At 66.0% G+C, this 18,971-nt stretch carries 15 protein-coding genes and 2 tRNA genes; 13 read left to right on the top strand and 4 right to left on the bottom strand.

What is annotated here, in order from left to right; genetic code table 11:
* Window positions 1-93 precede the first annotated feature (93 nt).
* Together ETR14_RS02160 and ETR14_RS02155 are read left to right on the top strand one after the other, a co-directional pair.
* Window positions 94-1,542 (top strand): aldehyde dehydrogenase family protein, encoded by a 1,449-nt coding sequence (locus ETR14_RS02160; protein WP_243455725.1) that lies wholly within the window; start codon window positions 94-96, stop codon window positions 1,540-1,542.
* 30 nt (window positions 1,543-1,572) lie between these two features.
* Entirely contained in the window at window positions 1,573-2,556 is a 984-nt protein-coding gene (locus ETR14_RS02155; protein WP_129383148.1) for a hypothetical protein, read from the top strand.
* 1,211 nt (window positions 2,557-3,767) lie between these two features.
* Here ETR14_RS02155 and ETR14_RS02150 read toward each other — a convergent pair.
* Window positions 3,768-3,841: transfer RNA gene (locus tag ETR14_RS02150), tRNA-Cys, on the bottom strand.
* Window positions 3,842-4,116: 275 nt separating this feature from the next.
* Here ETR14_RS02150 and ETR14_RS02145 point away from each other — a divergent pair.
* The 5 genes from ETR14_RS02145 to ETR14_RS02125 all read left to right on the top strand — a co-directional run bounded on the left by ETR14_RS02145 (window position 4,117) and on the right by ETR14_RS02125 (window position 10,903).
* Window positions 4,117-4,767 (top strand): protein-L-isoaspartate O-methyltransferase, encoded by a 651-nt coding sequence (locus ETR14_RS02145; RefSeq protein ID WP_129383147.1) that lies wholly within the window; start codon window positions 4,117-4,119, stop codon window positions 4,765-4,767.
* 31 nt (window positions 4,768-4,798) lie between these two features.
* Window positions 4,799-6,262, top strand: coding sequence for a TolC family outer membrane protein (locus ETR14_RS02140; protein ID WP_129383146.1), 1,464 nt, complete (start codon window positions 4,799-4,801; stop codon window positions 6,260-6,262).
* Between the two features lie 44 nt (window positions 6,263-6,306).
* Window positions 6,307-6,687, top strand: a complete 381-nt coding sequence (locus ETR14_RS02135; protein WP_371416735.1) for a DUF2497 domain-containing protein — start codon at window positions 6,307-6,309, stop codon at window positions 6,685-6,687.
* A gap of 69 nt (window positions 6,688-6,756) precedes the next feature.
* The gene (locus ETR14_RS02130; protein WP_129383144.1) at window positions 6,757-9,393 is read left to right on the top strand and encodes a valine--tRNA ligase; all 2,637 of its coding nucleotides are present in this window, start codon (window positions 6,757-6,759) and stop codon (window positions 9,391-9,393) included.
* A gap of 43 nt (window positions 9,394-9,436) precedes the next feature.
* Window positions 9,437-10,903: an MATE family efflux transporter gene (locus ETR14_RS02125; protein WP_129383143.1), complete on the top strand. Its 1,467-nt coding sequence runs from the start codon at window positions 9,437-9,439 to the stop codon at window positions 10,901-10,903.
* Here ETR14_RS02125 and ETR14_RS02120 read toward each other — a convergent pair.
* The gene (locus ETR14_RS02120; RefSeq protein WP_243455724.1) at window positions 10,887-11,804 is read right to left on the bottom strand and encodes a diacylglycerol kinase family protein; all 918 of its coding nucleotides are present in this window, start codon (window positions 11,802-11,804) and stop codon (window positions 10,887-10,889) included. The genes ETR14_RS02125 and ETR14_RS02120 overlap by 17 nt on opposite strands.
* A gap of 96 nt (window positions 11,805-11,900) precedes the next feature.
* Here ETR14_RS02120 and hemB point away from each other — a divergent pair, with 96 nt between their 5' ends.
* The 4 genes from hemB (at window position 11,901) to ETR14_RS02100 (ending at window position 16,326) form a co-directional block, all read left to right on the top strand.
* On the top strand, window positions 11,901-12,896 hold the full coding sequence (hemB, locus tag ETR14_RS02115) for a porphobilinogen synthase (RefSeq protein WP_129383141.1): 996 nt from the start codon (window positions 11,901-11,903) through the stop codon (window positions 12,894-12,896).
* Between the two features lie 108 nt (window positions 12,897-13,004).
* Window positions 13,005-15,263, top strand: coding sequence for a fused MFS/spermidine synthase (locus tag ETR14_RS02110; RefSeq protein WP_129383140.1), 2,259 nt, complete (start codon window positions 13,005-13,007; stop codon window positions 15,261-15,263).
* A complete protein-coding gene (locus tag ETR14_RS02105) occupies window positions 15,260-15,796 on the top strand; it encodes a GNAT family N-acetyltransferase (RefSeq protein ID WP_129383139.1) in 537 nt (178 codons plus the stop codon). The genes ETR14_RS02110 and ETR14_RS02105 overlap by 4 nt, the downstream gene beginning before the upstream one ends.
* Entirely contained in the window at window positions 15,784-16,326 is a 543-nt protein-coding gene (locus ETR14_RS02100) for a gamma carbonic anhydrase family protein (RefSeq protein ID WP_129383138.1), read from the top strand. The genes ETR14_RS02105 and ETR14_RS02100 overlap by 13 nt, the downstream gene beginning before the upstream one ends.
* Here the strand turns inward: ETR14_RS02100 and ETR14_RS02095 are convergent.
* A complete protein-coding gene (locus ETR14_RS02095) occupies window positions 16,316-16,819 on the bottom strand; it encodes a hypothetical protein (RefSeq protein ID WP_129383137.1) in 504 nt (167 codons plus the stop codon). The two genes, ETR14_RS02100 and ETR14_RS02095, sit on opposite strands and share 11 nt — an antisense overlap.
* A gap of 138 nt (window positions 16,820-16,957) precedes the next feature.
* Here ETR14_RS02095 and ETR14_RS02090 point away from each other — a divergent pair.
* Both ETR14_RS02090 and ETR14_RS02085 read left to right on the top strand, forming a co-directional pair.
* Window positions 16,958-17,034 (top strand) — tRNA-Arg (locus tag ETR14_RS02090).
* A gap of 235 nt (window positions 17,035-17,269) precedes the next feature.
* Window positions 17,270-18,298 carry a hypothetical protein gene (locus tag ETR14_RS02085; RefSeq protein ID WP_129383136.1) on the top strand — a complete coding sequence of 343 codons (1,029 nt, stop codon included), beginning with the start codon at window positions 17,270-17,272 and terminating at the stop codon, window positions 18,296-18,298.
* A gap of 235 nt (window positions 18,299-18,533) precedes the next feature.
* Here ETR14_RS02085 and ETR14_RS02080 read toward each other — a convergent pair whose 3' ends face one another.
* Window positions 18,534-18,902, bottom strand: coding sequence for a cupin domain-containing protein (locus tag ETR14_RS02080; protein ID WP_129383135.1), 369 nt, complete (start codon window positions 18,900-18,902; stop codon window positions 18,534-18,536).
* Window positions 18,903-18,971 lie beyond the last annotated feature (69 nt).

The raw sequence follows: 18,971 nt of genomic DNA, 5'->3' as shown, positions 1-18,971 counted from the left end.
GAGAGATACATGGGAACTGGGTCCGAACCGCTCGATGCTGCCGTACGGGACTGCTTTTCCCGTCTCGGATTACCCCTCCGGCCTTATCTCGGGGTGGGGCTCGAGATTCTGTCGCCGATCGACGGCAGCAGCCTGGCGTCGCTTTGCGCCCAGGACCCGAGCGAGATCGATCCAGCGGTTCAGCGCGCGCGCGCAGCCTTCGAGGTCTGGAAAGTCGTGCCCGCGCCGGTCCGGGGCGAACTCGTTCGTCGGTTTGGCGATGTCGTCCGCCTACACAAAGAGGACCTCGCCCGTTTGCTCGCTTGCGAGAACGGCAAGATCCTGTCGGAAGCGCGGGGCGAGATCCAGGAGGTCATCGACATCTGCGAATATGCCGTAGGGCTTTCGAGGCAGCTCTTCGGCGTGACCATCGCGTCGGAACGCCCGGAGCATCGCCTCACCGAATATTGGCATCCGATGGGCGTGCTCGGACTGATCTCCGCCTTCAACTTCCCGGCCGCGGTTTGGGCGTGGGGCACCACCGTTGCGCTCGTCTGCGGCGATAGCGCGATCTGGAAACCATCCGAGAAGACACCGCTGATCGCTCTGGCAATGGCCGGCCTCCTTTCCCAGCTCGCGGCCGCGTTCGACCCTGCCCCCGACCACCTCGTCCAGGTGGTGCTCGGCGGACGGGAGTGCGGCCGGGCCCTGGCAGATCACCATGATGTAGCGATCGTCAGCGCCACCGGCAGCGTCGCAATGGGCCGAGACGTCAGCCTTCGAGTCGCGGGCCGCTTCGGTCGTTCCATCCTTGAGCTCGGCGGCAACAACGCGACGATCGTCGCGCCGAGCGCTGACCTGGATCTTGCCCTGAGGGGCGTCGTGTTCGCGGCCACGGGCACCGCGGGGCAGCGTTGCACCACTTTGCGCCGGCTGATCGTGCACGAAAGCATCATTGGTGGCTTCCTCGCCCGGCTGAAGGCGGCCTACCGCACTCTCAGGATCGGAGATCCTCTGACCGACGGCGTGCTGGTGGGGCCGCTGATCGATCGGACCGCATTCGAAAGGATGCAAACGGCCCTTGATCGTGCGAAGGCGCAAGGCGGGAATATTCATGGCGGCGAGCGGATCGCAGTCTCCGGTCTGGACGGCGGCTATTACGTCCGCCCAGCCATTGTCGAAATGCCTTCACAATCGGAGATCGTCGGGGAGGAGACCTTCGCGCCGATCCTCTATGTGTTGTCCTATAGGGACTTCGACGAGGCGATTGCCCTCCAGAATGCCGTGGAGCAGGGCCTCTCTTCGAGCATCTTCACCAACGATGTCCGGGAGGCAGAGCGTTTTCAGTCGGTGCAGGGGAGCGATTGCGGCATCGCCAATGTCAACATCGGCACCAGTGGCGCGGAGATCGGCGGCGCATTCGGCGGCGAGAAGGTGACCGGCGGCGGTCGGGTCTCCGGCAGTGACAGCTGGAAGAATTACATGCGTCGCATGACAACGACGGTAAACCGCTCGACGTCCCTGCCGCTCGCGCAGGGCGTGCGCTTCGACATCGACGCTTGAAACGACACAAGCCAACAGGAGGATGAGGAATTGCTGAGCCGCACGACGAAAAGCTGGATCGGGGTCACCCTCTTATTGTGCGCTAGCCCCGCCGCGGCGCAGGGCAGCCTGCAGGGCACCTCATTGCTCGGCAAGCCGATGATCACCCAGCCAACCCGAAACGTCGGCGTCGCTTCGGTTGCTCTGCTCGAGCGCGCCGCAGCCGATGCGAAGGCAGATTTCGAGAAAAACATGACGGTGGATACTGCTACCTGGTACGGCCGGATTCTGTTCTACCAGGGGTATAGCAAGGAGTCCGCCGCCGTCTACGATCGGGCCTTGGCGAGATTCCCCAATTCTCCGAAGCTTCTTCGCCACCGTGCGCACCGCCACTTTTCGCTGCGTGAGTTCGACAAGTCGATCGAGGTCGGTCTCAAGGCGGCCGCGCTATACGAAGGCAAGCCGCTGGAGCGCGAGAAACCAGGACCCGACTATTTCCCCGGTGATCCGGACGTGGTCCAATACTATCTCTACTACCATCTCGGCGGTGCGTACTTCGCAAGGCACGACTACGACAATGCGGCAAGATGGTTTGCCAAGTCGGCGGAGGCCGCGATGTTCACCAAGGACATGGAGGCGCGTACCGCCAACACCTACTGGGAATATCTTTCGCTTGCGCGAGGTGGGCGGATGCGCGAAGCGCAGGCACTCCTCGACAGTTACGACCTGACATTGTTCGAGGTGCATCCGGCGGGAGGGTCCGACACGTATTTCGACGGCATCCAGTTGTTCAAGGGCCATCGTGATCCGAACAGCTTCTTCAGCGATAAGGATGGCGGGCGCGCATTTGCCACGGCTGATGGTGTTGCTGCATCGACGGCGTACAGCATGGCAAATTACTACATTCTGCGGGGCGAGCCGGAGAAAGCAAAGCCCTGGCTTCTGCGTTCGATCAGCGTCGACAGCTGGGGATTCTTCGCCCGTATCCAGGCCGAAGCCGACTGGCTGCTTCTGTTTCCCAACGAAAGGCCCTGAAGGAAGATGCGCGGAGCCTGCTCCGCGCGCAACCGGGTAACGGCCGCGCGAGCGACCAATCGGCAGCTGTCCGAGAAAGGGGGGAGTTCAGCTCGCCAGCGTGAGGCCCATGCGACCAGCCAATGCCGCACGGCCCGTGCCTCCCTCACGCAGAAGATCGCGGTGTTGCTTGCTGGAGAGCTGCCGCCAAAGCCGGGACAAAGCGGCCGGGCTGATATATTGCGCCTCCCGGCGTGATGCCGAGCCCATCTAGAGGGCGCCTGCGGCCGGGCCGGTGCTCCATGTCAGTGTATTGTGGGTCACGTCTCGATGAGACGAGGCACGTAAGTTGGGCGATGTCGAGGAACTTGTCCGTCGATCGCCGCTGGGATACCGGGGCTGGAGGGAGAGCGGCTGCGGCGTCTGCAAGGGAGGATTACAGGGGCCGTCCAGGCGTGAAGCGAACCGGGCCTGTCGAGCCACAGTCCTGATCCGGGTTGCCCGACCAGTGGTCCCTTCCTTCTCCTTGGCCGAGGCGTTCGCCGTCTTCGTTCCGATCCCAACACGCAGCAGGGCGCCTGCCCACCGTCTTAACGGAATATCGGCACCGGATCGGCCATGCCGATTTGCTGCATCCGCATGTGGAAGGCTGAGGGATGGCTGGGCTTCCGGCCGTCATCGCGGCGGGCGAACCGCTCGCCTACGCCGCGCTGCGCATCGGCTATGGCGTGACTCTGGCCTGGATCGCGCCGGCTCGTGAACGGCTCTAGCTCAAAAGGTTGGCCCGAGAAGTCCGACGTTCTTTAGCCGCCTGATCGTCTGCATAGCGAGCAACCAGGTCTTGCTTCCGGTTCGCGCTGATGCTCCTCGTGCCGCGCCTGTCGGACGATCAGCGACACGGGGAGAGGGCCGCCACTTGGCTGCTAAGCGTCGAGGCCGATCGTTTCGCCACCAGTATGACGGAGCGGGACTCTTGAAATGCGGCGGCCGGCCTTGGGAGAATTGCGATGCGGCACGGCCAAGCCTCAAAAGCGGACCGAGAGCATGAGGTCGGCGAGTGGCCACAGCAAAGACGAAGAGGTGGTGCGGCGGTATCGATGCGGCCGAAGAAGAGAGGCTCGCGGAGCAAGCGATCGGTCGGGGCTTACCGCGCTAGGATTGTCTAGACCGGAATGAGGATTGGACACCAGCTCGAGCTACGGCGCTGCAGGATGTCCATAAGCATCGAAGAGTGGAGGCCCGAGCCGGAATCGAACCGGCGTGCAAGGATTTGCAGTCCTCTGCGTAACCACTCCGCCATCGGGCCGAGGCGGCGGGACTTGTCCGGGAACGGCGCTGAAGTCAACACCCTGTCCGCGATCGGACGCGCCCTGTTCGAAATCGGACAGCCTCCATCCCCGCTGCGGCGCGCGACAGAGGCGGGGACGGGAATGGCACAGCTCTTGCTGAAATGCGGTCGTCCGGTGCGGGCGCAAGATGTGGAGACATCTCCGCTTTCCCTGCACCGGGCGAGCCGATAAAGACCCAAGGCAGCCGCAAGGTGTATTGCATCCATAAGACAGCTGTGCGATTGAGAACCCGATGACCGAGCAAAATTTCGACCATATGCGCCGCGCCATGATCTCGAACCTGTTGAGGACGACGGGGACCAACGATCCCGTCGTGCTGGCCGCGTTCGAGGAGGTCGCCCGCGAGCGCTTCGTCCCGCGCGAGCGGCTGGCCTTGTCCTATGCCGACGCGCTGGTGCCGTTGAAGCCCGGCCGCGATCTCAACAACCCGCTGGCGCTCGGACGGCTGCTCACCGAAGCGGGGCCGCGCGAGAGCGATCGCGCCCTCGTGGTCGGCGCGGCGACGGGCTATTCGGCCGCTCTGCTCGCGACGATGGTGGCCTCGGTGGTGGCGGTCGAGGAGGATTCGGAGCTCGCCGCCTTTGCCCGCGAGGCGCTTGCCGGAACGCCGGTGACGCTGGTCGAGGGGGCTCTGGCCGAGGGGCATGAAGCGGGCGCGCCCTACGACCTGATCCTGATCGACGGCGCGGTGGAGTTCGTGCCGGACGCGATCATCGGCCAGCTCGCCGACGGCGGCCGCCTGGTCGCGCCGACGATCGATCGCGGCGTCACGCGCCTCTCGATCGGCCGCAAGTCCGGCGAGGCGTTCGGCCTTGCCAGCTTCTCCGATGCGGCCGCGGCGGTGCTTCCGAATTTCGTACGGCCGAAGGCATTTACTTTTTAAGAACGGGCTCATCTGAGCGGGGAGTGAGACGATGCGGGTGGGGTTACTGGCTGCTGCGGGGGCAGCCGCACTGATGGTTGGCGGGAGCGCCGGAGCGGAAACGCTTCGCGACGCGCTCGTCCAGACTTACAACACCAATCCGACGATCATGGGGCAGCGCGCGCAGCTTCGATCGCTGGATGAAGGTGTCGCGCTCGCCCGGTCGCAGAACCGCCCCCAGCTTTCCGGCACGGCCGGGATCAACCAGAATCTGTTGCGCACCGGCGGCGGCGAGGGCCGCAATCTCAGCGCCGGCGTCGACGTCAGCTACCCGCTTTTCACCGGCGGTCGTATCCGCAACCAGATCCGCGCCGCCGATGAGCGCGTGCTCGCCGGCCGTGCCGCCCTTCGCGCCACCGAGGGCGACGTGTTCACCGAGACGGTCGGCGCCTATATGGACGTGATCCGCGACCGATCGATCGTCACCCTGAACCGCAACCAGGTTCGCGTGCTGGAAACCAATTTGCAGGCGACCCGCGATCGCTTCGAGGTCGGCGATCTCACCCGCACCGACGTTGCCCAGTCCGAAGCGCGATTGGCGCTCGCCCGCTCGAACCTCGCCACCGCCGAGGGAAGGCTCGAAGGCAGCGAGGAGAATTACCGGCGCGTGATCGGCGCTTTGCCCGACGAGCTTGATCCGCCGCCGCCGCTGCCGCCACTGCCGACGACGCCCGATCAGGCCGTCGACATCGCCCTCGCGAATAATTCGGATCTGGTCTCGATCGCCGCCCAGGTGCGCGCCGCCCAGCGTGACGTCTCGATCGCCCGTGCCGGCCGGCTGCCCTCCGTTTCGGCGATCGGCACGCAGAGCTACACCAATTATCTCGGCACCGCCGACGATCAGTTCGGCGGCACCGGCAACCGCAATTCGATCAACAATACCGGCGTCGGCGTGCAGGCGCGGATCCCGATCTACCAGGGCGGCGCGGTCGGTGCCCAGGTGCGTCAGGCGCAGGCGGTGCAGAGCCAGTTGCTCGAGCGCGGGGTCGAAGTCGAACGCTCGGTGGTCGCCAACACCCGCGCCGCCTTCGCCAGCTATCAGGCGGCCCAGGAAGCGGTGGAGTCGAACCAGGTCGCGGTCAACGCGAACACCCTCGCGCTCGAAGGCACCCGGGCGGAGCAGACCGTCGGCACCCGCAACGTGCTCGACGTGCTCAACGCCGAGCAGGAGTTGCTGAACAGCCAGGTTGCCGTCGTCACCGCGCGCCGCGACGCCTATGTCGCGGGCTTCCAACTGCTCAACGCGATGGGCCGTGCCGAAGCCGACGATCTCAACCTCGACGGCGGCGCGCTCTACGATCCGCTCGCCAATTACGATCGGGTGTCGCGGCGCGGCTCCGACTGGCGCGACGATCCCGATCCGCAGCCGGTCTCGACCCGGACGGTGGCGCCGCCCGCCGTCGGACCGGTCGACACCAACCGGCAAAACACCCCCGTGACAGGCCCGACAGAATAAGCGATAAGCCATTCTCTATGGGGGATATTAACCAGGAACCCTCGATGGAGGACATTCTCGCCTCCATCAAGCGGGTGATCGCCGAAGACGGACGCGTGGCTGCGCGTCCGACGCGGAGCGCGCGTCCGGCGCCGCCGCCGCCACCACCACCCGAAGACGATGTGCTCGAGCTTTCGGATCCGGTGGTCGACGGGCAGGGGCTTGTCTCCGAGGATGCCGCCGCCGCCAGCGCCCGGTCGCTGGCCGCGCTCTCCGCGCTCAAGGAGGCGGCTCCGGCGTCGACGCACGGGGAAGGTCCGCTCGAAGCGGTGGTGCGCGAGATGCTGAAGCCGATGCTCAAGGATTGGCTCGACCAGCATCTGCCGGACATGGTGGAAGAACTCGTCACCCGCGAGATCGCCCGGATCACCGGCAAGCATTTCTGAGCCGGTCGGCGGCGACGCGCCGCGTCAGGCGGATTGCTCCGCTGCCGCCGCCTGGTCTAAGCCGCGCGCATGACCGAACTCGCCAAGACCTTCGACCCCGCCGCCATCGAATCGCGCTGGTATGCGCATTGGGAAGAGGCCGGACTGTTCCGCCCCGCCCGTGACGACGCGGAGCCGTTCACGATCGTCATCCCGCCGCCGAACGTCACCGGCTCGCTGCACATCGGCCACGCGCTTGACAATACGCTGCAGGATATCCTGATCCGGCATGCCCGGCTGCAGGGCAAGGACGCCCTGTGGGTGGTCGGCACCGATCATGCCGGCATCGCCACGCAGATGGTGGTCGAGCGCAATCTGGAGGGCCAGGGCCTGCGCCGCGCGGATATGGGCCGCGAGGCCTTCGTCGATCATGTCTGGAAGTGGAAGGCGCAATCCGGCGGCGCGATCACGCGTCAGCTGCGCCGGCTCGGCGCCTCGTGCGACTGGGCGAACGAGCGCTTCACCATGGACCCGGGCTTCTCGGCGGCGGTGATCAAGGTCTTCGTCCAGCTCTATCGCGAAGGCCTGCTCTACCGGGACAAGAGGCTGGTCAACTGGGATCCGAAATTCGGCACCGCGATTTCCGATCTGGAGGTCGAGACCAGGGAGATCCAGGGCAAGTTCTGGCACCTCAAATATCCGCTCGAGGACGGCAGCGGCTTCATCCACGTCGCCACGACCCGGCCGGAAACGATGCTTGCCGACATGGCGGTGGCCGTACACCCGAGCGACGAACGCTATGCCGCTCTGGTCGGCCGGAAGGTGCGCCTGCCGATCACCGGTCGGCTGGTGCCGATCGTCGCCGACGAGCATGCCGATCCGGAGCTCGGCTCCGGCGCCGTCAAGATCACGCCCGGCCATGACTTCAACGATTTCGAAGTCGGCCGCCGCGCCGGCATCAAGGCCGCCGACATGCTCAACATGCTCGACGCGCAGGCACGGATCGCCCAGACGGTGGACGGGCTGATCCCGGCCGATCTGATCGGCCTCGACCGCTTCGAGGCGCGCAGCCGCGTCGTCGAACGTCTGGAGGCGGACGGGCTGGTCGAGCGGATCGAGGATCGGGTGATCCAGACCCCCTATGGCGACCGGTCCGGGGTGGTGATCGAGCCCTGGCTGACCGACCAATGGTATGTCGACGCCGCCACCCTCGCGCAGCCGGCGATCGAGGCGGTGCGCAGCAACAAGATCAAGGTCGTGCCCAAGACATGGGAGAAGACCTGGTTCAACTGGCTCGAGAACATCCAGCCCTGGTGCGTGTCGCGCCAGCTCTGGTGGGGCCATCAGATCCCGGCCTGGTACGATCCCGACGGCAACGTCTTCGTCGCCGAGACGGAGGAGGACGCCCAGGCACAGGCGGGCGAGGGCGTCGCCTTGTGCCGCGAAACCGACGTGCTCGATACCTGGTTCTCCTCTGCCCTGTGGCCGTTCGGCACGCTCGGCTGGCCGGAGCAGACGGACGATCTTCGTCGCCATTATCCCAACGACGTGCTCATCTCCGGCTTCGACATCATCTTCTTCTGGGACGCCCGGATGGCGATGCAGGGTCTTCACTTCATGAACGAGGTGCCCTGGAAGACGCTCTACCTTCATGGCCTGGTGCGCGACGCCAAGGGCCAGAAGATGTCCAAGTCCAAGGGCAATACGGTCGATCCGCTCGGCCTCATCGATCGCTACGGCGCCGATGCCCTGCGCTTCACCATGGCGGCGATGGAAAGCCAGGGACGCGATATCAAGCTCGATGAGAAAAGGATCGAGGGCTATCGCAACTTCGCGACCAAGCTCTGGAATGCGGCGCGCTTCTGCCAGACCAACGGCATCGGCGCCTCGACCGCGCTGGAGCCGCCGGCAGCCGAGCATCCGGTCAATCGCTGGATCGTCGGCGAGACGGTGAAGACCATTCAGGCGCTCGATCTCGCGCTCGCCGAGCTGCGCTTCGATGAATCCGCCAACACTCTCTACCATTTCGTGTGGGGCAGTTTCTGCGACTGGTATCTTGAGCTGATCAAGCCGCTCCTCGCCGGCCCGGAAGGCGCGGAGACCCGGGCCGTGGCCGGCTGGGTGCTCGACCAGATCCTGGTCTCGCTCCACCCGTTCATGCCGTTCATCACGGAAGAATTGTGGCACGCCCTCGGTGACCGTCCGACGCCGCTGATCGTCGCCAAATGGCCGATGCCGGACGCGCGCGCGCTCGATCCGGAAGCGGGTCCGGAGATCGACTGGCTGATCCGCGTGGTCAACGGCATCCGCGGCGCCCGCTCGGAACTGAACGTCCCGCCGGGCGCCAAGCTCGCCCTCCATGTCCGCGACGCGAGCGAGGCCACTTTGGCCCGCCTGGGCCGTCATGACGGGGCGTTGAAACGCCTTGCGCGGATCGAAAGCGTCAGCACCGATCCGGCGTCGGGCGGCGCCGCCCAGGTGGTGATCGACGAGGCCACGTTCGTGCTGCCGCTCGAAGGCGTGATCGACATCGAGGCCGAGCGCGGCCGGCTCGCCAAGGCGCTGCAGGCGGCGGAGAAGGAGCGGGATTCGCTCGCGGGACGGCTGAACAATCCGAGCTTCGTCGAACGCGCCAAGCCGGAGGCGGTCGAGAAAGCGCGCGCCGATCACGCCGAAAAGGCGTCGGACGCCGACAAGTACAGGGCGGCACTGGCGAGGCTGGGATAAGGGCCCGCTGGCATCCCGCGCGCTTTTCGTGCGTATGGTGACCATGGCCAGCAGACCAACCGCCCGCCCCGGACAGCGCGATCTCACCTCCGGGCCGATCGCTTCCACCTTGCTTGCGTTCGCGATCCCGACCCTGGGGTCGTCGGTCCTCCAGTCGCTGAACGGTTCGATCAATGCGATCTGGGTCGGGCGCTTCCTTGGCGAGGACGCGCTCGCGGCGACCGCGAACGGCAACATCGTGCTGTTCATGCTGCTTGCCTTCGTGTTCGGCTTCGGGATGGCCTCGACGATCCTGGTCGGCCAGGCGTTCGGCCGCCGCGACGTTGCCGAGGCGCGGCGGGTGGTCGGCACCGCGATCGGGTCGTTCGTGCCGGTGGCGGCGGTCGTCGCCCTGATCGGCTGGCTGACGGCACCGCACATCCTCGGTTTGCTCGGTACGCCCGGCGACGCGATGCCGCTGGCGCTGGCCTATCTGCGGGTGATCTTCGTCGCGATGCCGGCGGCGCTGATGATGACCATGTTGATGATGACCTTGCGCGGATCCGGGGATTCGCTGACGCCCTTGTGGTTCATGGCGTTGAGCGTCGCGCTCGACAGCGGCCTCAACCCGGTGTTCATCCTTGGCCTGGGTCCGGCGCCGGCGCTCGGCATTGCCGGGTCGGCAACCGCCACCGCTGTCGCCAATTATGTCAGCCTGTTCGCCCTGCTCGCCTACATCTACGCCCGCGATCTGCCGCTGCGCCTGCGCGGCCCCGAACTCGCCTGGCTGCGGCCCGATCCGGCGCGGCTGCGGGTGATCGTCGGCAAGGGCTTTCCGATGGGCCTGCAGATGATAGTGATCACCTCCTCCGCGCTCGCGATGCTCAGCCTCGTCAACCGCGAAGGCGTCCACACTGCCGCCGCCTACGGCGTTACCCAGCAATTGTGGACCTATGTGCAGATGCCGGCGATGGCGCTGGGCGCGGCGGTGAGCGCAATGGCGGCGCAGAATATCGGCGCCGGTAATTGGGACCGGGTCTCCGCCGTCACCCGCGCCGGCGTGATCTTCAATGTCGTCCTCACCGGCGCGCTGATCCTGCTGCTGACCGTGGCCGACCGGCCGGCACTCGCCTTGTTCATGGGCGGCGACAGCCCGGCGCTGCCGATCGCGCGGCACATTCAGCTGGTCGGCACCTGGGGTTTCCTGTTCTTCGGCGTGAGCCTGGTGCTGTTTGGCACCGTCCGCGCAAACGGCCAGGTGATCGGGCCGCTGATCATCCTGTTCATCTCGATGTATCCGGTCCGGCTCGGCGTTGCGCTTGGCGCCTATTCGTGGCTCGGGGCCGACGCGCTCTGGTTGAGTTTCCCGATCGGCATGGTGACGACGATGCTGATGGCGATCGCGCTCTATCTTCACGGCGGCTGGCGCAAGGGCCGGATCGGACCGACGCCGCCGCCCGACGAGATCGAGTGCCGCGAGCAGGCCGAAGCCACGCGCGAGCCCGGCGGCGCCCTCAATCCTGCGGGTTAGTCTCGGGCGCGGGGACGACCACTTCGATCACGCAATGGGCGATGCTGGCGGTGACCGGCGTCCTGGCGAGCACTTCGCCGTCGATCGAGATCTTCTGCCGCGGACGGGTTTCGATGCGCAGGGTGCGGCCGTGGAAATGCTCCACCGTGGCTTCCCGGGCGCGCAGCTTCAGCGCACTTGCGATCCAGTTCCAGACTAGCTTGGTCTTGCTCCGGCCGATCACCGCCTGCACCACCAGTTCGCCGGTGTCGACGTCGGCTTTCTCGACCAGCTCGACCCCGCCATGAAAGCGGCCGTTGGCGATCCGCACTTCCGTCGCCCACACACTCTCCTTGCCGTTCTCGCTCTCGACCGTGAGCCTGAACGGGCGAAAGCGGATCAGGCACCAGGTGGCCCACGACAGATAGCCGATCCGCCCCAGATAGCGTTTCAGGCGGTGGGGAATGCCTTCGCCGATCATCGGCGATAGGCCCATCGCCGCGCAATTGGCAAAATAATCGCCGTCGATCTTGCCGAGGTCGATCGTTCGCCGCTGGCCGGTAGCGATCGTTTTCACCGCGCCTTCCAGATCGAGCGGAATGCCGAGCGTGCGGGCGAAGCTGTTGGCGGTGCCGAGCGGCAGCAACGCGAAGACGCAGTCGCGCCCGACGACGAAATCGATCGTGCACGATAGCGAGCCGTCGCCGCCGCCGATGATCACCATCGGCGCGCCGTCCTTCACCGCCTTGTCGACGGTGCCGTTGAGCTTGCGCGGATCTTTTACGGCATGGCTGGCGATCAGCCGGATACCGGCTTCTTCGAGCAGGCGTTTGGCGTCGCGAAACAGATCCTGTCCACGCCGCGAGTGGGCGTTGACGATGAGGACGGCTTCGCGAGGAACGGGGCGGGAAGGGGTCTGCACGGCACGTTCAACTCGCGACGCTTCCGAAATGTTCAACGGGTTCGCGCATCGTGCAAAGCGCTTTCCCCTCGCCGATGCACGATCTAGAGCGCGGCGATGACTTACGCTTCCTTTCCCGCCCTGCGGATGCGTCGCACCCGAGCCAATGCCTGGAGCCGGGCGATGGTCGCCGAACATGTCCTGACTCCGTCCGACCTGATCTGGCCGCTGTTCATCGCCGAGGGAAGTGGGGTCGAAGAGCCGATCACGACCTTGCCGGGCGTGTCGCGCTGGTCGGTCGACCGTATCGCCGAACGGGCCCGCGAAGCCCGCGACCTCGGCATCCCCTGCATCGCGCTGTTCCCCAACACCCCGCGCGAATTGCGCAGCGACGACGCCCGCGAGGCGCTCAATCCGGACAATCTCATCTGCCGCGCGGTCCGCGCCGCCAAGGAAGCCGCACCCGAGGTCGGCATCCTCACCGATGTCGCGCTCGATCCCTACACGTGCCACGGCCATGACGGCATCGTCGACGACGCCGGATATGTTCTGAACGACCGCACCAGCGGCGTCCTGGTCGAGCAGGCGCTCGTCCAGGCGGCAGCCGGCGCCGACATCGTTGCGCCGTCGGACATGATGGACGGCCGTGTCGCCGCGATCCGCGAAGCGCTGGAGCGGGATGGAAATCACAACGTCCAGATCATGGCCTATGCCGCCAAATATGCGAGCGCCTTTTACGGGCCGTTCCGCGATGCCGTGGGCTCGCGCGGGCTGCTCAAGGGCGACAAGAAGACTTACCAGATGGACTATGCCAATGCCGAAGAGGCGCTGCGCGAGGTCGCGCTCGATCTCGCCGAGGGCGCCGACACGGTGATGGTGAAGCCCGGCATGCCCTATCTGGACATCATCCGGCGGGTGAAGGATCGGTTCGAAGTGCCGGTCTTCGCCTATCACGTGTCCGGCGAATATGCGATGATCGAAGCCGCAGTCGCCGCCGGCTGCGCCGAGCGCGACCCGATGGTGATCGAGAGCCTGACCGCCTTCAAGCGCGCGGGGTGCTCCGGCATCCTCACCTATCATGCGGCGCACGCCGCCCGGCTGCTCGGCGCCTGACCCTTCCTTTCGACATCGGGCGAGATCAGGTAAGCGGACGATCATTTTGCTCCGAAGAGCGGGAGAGTGGAAATTGACGGTGCGCGTGTTCTTTTCCCGGGTTGGTCCGTGAGCACGACCGCGACCGCCGGGGCCGCACCGGTCGGCCGTTACGTCCGGCCGCTCTTCCTGCTGACGATCCTCACCGGGTCGTTCCTGCTGTTTCTCACCCAGCCGATGGTTGCGCGCATGGCCCTGCCGCGGCTCGGCGGCGCACCGGCCGTGTGGAACAGCGCGATGCTGGTCTACCAGGCGCTGCTTCTCGGCGGTTATGCCTATGCCCATTTCCTGGCGCGGCTGGCGCCGCGGCGGCAGGCCGGCGTGCATCTGGCGCTGTTCGCGGTCGCCGCCCTGTGGCTGCCGCTCGGCATCGGCGGCGGCGTGCTGCCGCCCGAGGCTTCCCCGGCCCTTTGGGCGCCCTGGTTTCTGCTGAGCTCGATCGGCCCGCTCTTCTTCATCGTGTCGGCACAGGCGCCGCTGATGCAGCGCTGGTATGCGCTCGATTTCGGCCGCGGCGATCCTTATCCGCTCTACGCCGCGTCCAATCTCGGCAGTTTCGCCGGCCTGCTCTCCTATCCTCTGCTGGTCGAACCGCTGATGTCTCTGCAGCAGCAAAGCCTGTTGTGGACCTGCGGCTATGCGTTGCTGGTGCTGCTCGTCGGCCTGTGCGCGCTGACGGTGCCGCCGGGGGCGATCGAAGAGACTGAGGTCGACCAGGCGGAAGCGGCGCCCTCGCTGCGGCAGCTCCTGCGCTGGGTGGCGCTGGCGGCGGTGCCGTCGGGGCTGATGCTGTCGACGACCACCCATCTCACCACCGACATCGTCGCCATGCCCCTGCTCTGGGTCGTGCCGCTCGGCCTTTATCTGCTGAGCTTCGTCGTCGCCTTCGCCGAGCGGCGGAGGGCGGCTGACCTCATCACCATCGCAGCACCCTTCATCCTCCTGATCGGCGGCGGACTGGCGTTCAGCAGCGGCGCGCGCGGGCCCTTCTTCATGGCAACGCTCGGCCTGCTGCTGCTGTTCGCGGTCGGGGTCGCGCTGCACAGCGCGATGTACCGGACCCGCCCGGCGGCCGGCCATCTCACCGCTTTCTATCTTGCGATGGCGGTCGGCGGCATGGTCGGCGGCGTCTTCTGCGCGCTGATCGCACCGACGGTGTTCGATTGGACCTATGAGCACCCGCTGCTGATCCTGGCGGCGGCCATGCTGGTACCGCAATCCGCACTGATCCCCTGGGCGGAACGGATGCCCCGCTGGCTTGCCGCGACTATCGTTCTCGCCGCCTTTCTGCTGTCCTACTGCGCGGACATGAAGCCGTGGCCGTGGATCGACGCCAATGGCGCGCTTGCCTTCAGCATCGCGATCTCGCTGCTGGCGTTGCTGTTCGTCGGCCGGCGCGTGCTCTTCGGCCTGTGCATCGCGGCCCTGATGCTGAGCTATGGCGGTTGGCACACGCTCGACGAGAGCCGTCATGCCGATCGCAGCCGTTCCTACTTCGGCGTCTATTCGGTCAGCACCCGAGACGATCCGCCGGCACGGGTGCTGATCCATGGCACCACCCTCCACGGCGTGCAGAATCTCGGCCCCTCGGGCGAGATCGAGCCGACGACCTATTACGCCCGTCGATCGGGGATCGGCCATGCCATGGCATCTCTGGAAGTCTACCATGGCGGCCATCCGCGGGTCGGCGTCGTCGGGCTCGGCACCGGAACGCTCTCCTGCTACGCGCTGCCGGGTCAGGATTGGCGGTTTTTCGAGATCGATCCGGCGATCGTCAGGATCGCCCGCGATCCGTCGCGCTTCACCTTCCTCAGCCGCTGCGCGCCGCAGGCGAAGATCGTGCTCGGCGACGCCCGCCTCAGCCTGTCCCGCGCGGCGCCGGCATCGCTCGATCTGCTCGCGATCGATGCCTTCTCCTCGGATTCGGTGCCGATGCACCTTCTCACCCGCGAGGCGCTGCAAGTCTATCGCCGGGCGCTGTCGCCGACCGGTATCCTGATGGTTCACATTTCCAACCGCTACCTCGATCTCGAGCCGGTGCTCGCGGCCGCAGCCAAGCGGGACGGCTGGAATGCCCGGATCTTCGAATATTCGCCGACGGAGCCGGAGCAGGCCCGGAACATGACTGCATCGGTCTGGATCGCCATGGCGCCCGATCTCGACACCCTGCTCGCGCTTCAGATCGCAAGTGCGGACGACGCCTATCTCTGGCGTCCGCTCAAGGCGCGCAAGGATTTCGCCGGCTGGACCGACGATCACGCCAGCATCCTGCCCTTGCTCGAGAATTGGCAGAATTGGGTACCCGACGTGATGAAGGATCTGCCATGATCGAGACCGAGCGGCTGCGGCTGCGCAATTGGACCCGGGACGACGTGGCGCCGTTCGTCCGCTACACCAACACGCCCGGCGTGATGCGGTGGCTCGGCGGCGTGCTGGAGCCTGCCGCGCTCGAAGCCCGTATCGTCGATCGCTTCATCCCGTGGCAGGAGACGCTCGGCCACACCTTCTGGGTGGTGGAGCGGAAATCGGACGACGCCTTGCTCGGCTTTTGCGGCCTGAAGATCGCCGACGACGCCGGCAGCCCGGTGGCGGGGGAGCTGGAGATCGGCTGGCGCTTGCGCGAGGATGCATGGGGGCAGGGCTATGCCAAGGAGGCGGCAACCGCCTCCCTCGACTTCGCGTTCGAAGCGCTCGGCGCAGAGCGTGTCGTGGCGCTGACCGTGCAGGGCAATAGCCCGAGCTGGGGATTGATGGAGCGCCTCGGCATGGTCCGTCATCCCGAGCTCGATTATCGGGGACCGGCCTGGGCCGAAGGCATCGTCATCGTCTACCGGATCGCACGCGACGAATGGCGCAGCTGATCCCCTTCGCCGGCCATGCGCCGCGGATCGATCCGAACGCCTTCGTTGCACCCGGCGCGCGGCTGATCGGCGACATCGAGATCGGGGCCGATGCCAGCATCTGGTACAATTGCGTGCTGCGTGGCGACGTCAACCGCATCCGCATCGGCGCGCGGACGAACATCCAGGACGGCAGCGTCGTCCATGTCGATTCGCCGAAGCCCGGGGCCTGGCCCGGCCATCCCACGATCATCGGCGCCGATGTGCTAATCGGCCACCTGGCGATGGTCCACGGCTGTATCTTGCACGATCGCGCCTTCGTCGGTCTCGGCGCGATTGTGATGGACGGATGCGAGATAGAGAGCGGCGGCATGCTCGCGGCGGGGGCGATGCTGACTCCCGGCAAGATCATCCGATCGGGCCAGCTCTGGGCTGGTCGCCCCGCCAAATATGTTCGTGATCTCACCGAGGCGGAACTGGCCGGGCAGGCGCAGGGCGTTGCCCATTATGTCGCGCTTGCGAAAGCGCACGCAAAGGCGATCAGCGGCTGAGCCGCTGCTCGAATTCGGCGAGTTGCCCCTGCTGGCGGTCGGCGAGGGCCTGAAGCGCTTTCGTCGCGGCCTGCAGCCTCTCGCCGTCGCCGGCGCTGAGCGGTCCTTCCGCAGCCTGGGCGATGGCGAAGGCGTCGAGATCGGCGAGCGCCCGCAGGGTCGCACTGCGCCCGGTCTGCGCGCGCGAGACGGCCTGCTGCGCCGCCACCCAGCTGTCGCTTCCCGCGCCGCCCGCCCGTCCGACGATCGGCCGCGCCGCGGCGACGGCCTCACCGAACGCGGCATCTCCGGCACGCGCCGCCGCTGCGAACTCGGCAATGCGCGAGGCGATTGCGGGCCGATCCGGCGCAGGCACCGGCACCCGCTCCGGATCGCCCGAAGCATAGAGCGCCTCGGCCGGGCGCGGCGCGAGCGATGGAAACGGACCGGGGGCCGCGCACCCCGCGGCCAGCAACAGACAGCCGGCGGCGGCAAAGGGGAGGGCGATCTTCATCGCGCCTTCCTAAAGGGTGAAGCAGCGGGGTGGAAGCGCCTCCGGGCAGGCGGGGCGCATCGATGACAAAGCGATTACGTTTTTCCGGAGAACGGGCTTGCCACGTCCGAATCTTCGCCCTAAAGGCCCCGTCACCGGGCGCCCGTAGCTCAGCTGGATAGAGCACCAGACTACGAATCTGGGGGTCAGAGGTTCGAATCCTTTCGGGCGCGCCATTTCCTTTTGCATGTGAGATCAGCGCATTGTGCGCACCGTGGCTGCTGCTGCTGCTGCCGGTACTTGGCGCCGCGCGTGCGGTGCCGTGCGCCTGATCGCGCGGCGGAGATTGGTTCAATCAGGACCGATCGGATCGACGATCCCGTTCCGGACCCGATATAGTATTTCCGGCCGATCGCGCAGGCCGCGCCAATCACGGCATGGCGCTGCGATCGGCGTCTGGGGAGATGCACCATGGCGACCAACCCGATCATTCCGTCGAAAACGCCTGCGCCCGGCTGGATCGGCGGTTTCTCGACTTCCAATCCCGCCTTCGCCTATCCCGACCCGGATCTCACCTCGCTGCCGATGCTCGACAACATGGCGAACATTCCGCTGCTGCAGCGGCAATTGGACGTGCTGTGGCCCGAATTCAGCTGGGAAACGATAGTCGGCAATCCGCAGTCGCGCTGCTACCAGATGTTCGCACCCGACATCTCCCGCGCCGGCTACGATGCGGCCGGCCGGGTTTATTCGATCATCTGCCCACAGCAGGGAGCGTATTCCCCCAATCTCGGCGACCTCAACATCGAAGTGACGGTGAATGCCCAGCGCGGCTGGGTGAACGAGCAGGCAGGCGATCTCGACGCCGATCTCGTCGCCGCCGACATGACCGTCACCGGGAAGATCTGGTTCGGTCCGTCGGCGAAGACAAAGCGGATCTACAAGCTGCTCGAAATGATCCTCAAGGTCGAGAAGCTGCCGTTCCCGCTCGACAAGGCCAATGCCATCCAGGTCACCTTGCACCGCGTCGGCGACCCCTCGCAGCCGATCATCCAGGTGCGATCCGGGATCAATCCCGACTTTCCGAACCCGCCCTTCGCGCTGCATGCGGAGGAGGCCTGGGCAGTCGCAAACGTCTCCGTTCAGATCGGGCCGATCCTGTCGCGCCACAATCCGATGGTCGACGACTTCAACGCGATGGTCATGGAGATCTTCAATCTCGCGTCGGGCAATCTGCTGAAGGTCGGCAACGTGCTGACCTGGAACGTCTGGCTCGATGCACCAACGCTGGTCGATCAGGCCGAATGGAAGGCGCATGCGGAAACCTGGCGCCACTCCATCGACACCGGACATGTCACGCCGGACGGGGCCGGCCATCGGGCGCGCTATTTCGACGAATGCCCCTTCGAACCGGGCGAGCAGATCGTGGAACAGGAACTGGACCTGATCCGCGCGTGGCTCAAGAAGCATGTCGGCTGGTTGGCCGACCTTGCCGCCTGATCAGGGCTTGATCCCGCAACGTCACGCACAATCGGGAAGGGAGGGGGGCCGGGGCAGAAAAGGTGGGGGGGAAAACGCATACAGGCCCCGGCCAGACCGTCCTCAGCAGGGGGAGTGCTTCCGGACGGCGAGACCTCCTATACGGTCGTGAAATGCGACCCGATACCTAGCAATTACACGGTGATCGGCGGCGGAGCTGCGCAGCGCTGCACAGGCTTCGCCGCCGCACCCGCAATCATTCCTCGGCGGCTTCGGCTTCTTCCTTCGTCTTGTGGCTGATGCCCTGTTCCTCCGCCGGCGGCGAATAGACGGTGAACAGCTTCAAGGGTTCGTCGCCCTTGTTGATGATGTTGTGCTTCGAGCCTTTGGGAATGACGATGATCCGGTTGGCGACCACCTTGGTGCGGCTGCCCTCGACCACCGCCTGGCCTTCGCCCGAGACGAAGAAGGTGGTCTGATCGGCATCGTGCGTTTCTTCGCCGATGTCGTCGCCCGGCTCGATGCTCATCATGACGATCTGGCAATTCTCGTCATAATAGACTTCCTTCTGGAAGTTCTTGTTCTTGGTGGTGAGATCGATGATGTCCTTGTTGAAAACGGCCATGTGCGGTGCTCCAGGCTGGAAGAGACGTTTGGCAATTCGGGAAAGTAGGCCGGGCTCGTCGAACGAGCC

It is taken from the genome of Sphingosinicella sp. BN140058 (assembly GCF_004135585.1).
In the GTDB taxonomy this organism is placed as follows: domain Bacteria; phylum Pseudomonadota; class Alphaproteobacteria; order Sphingomonadales; family Sphingomonadaceae; genus Allosphingosinicella.
Note: the sequence above shows the minus strand (reverse complement) of the source record. Positions and strands in the feature narration are given on the sequence as shown.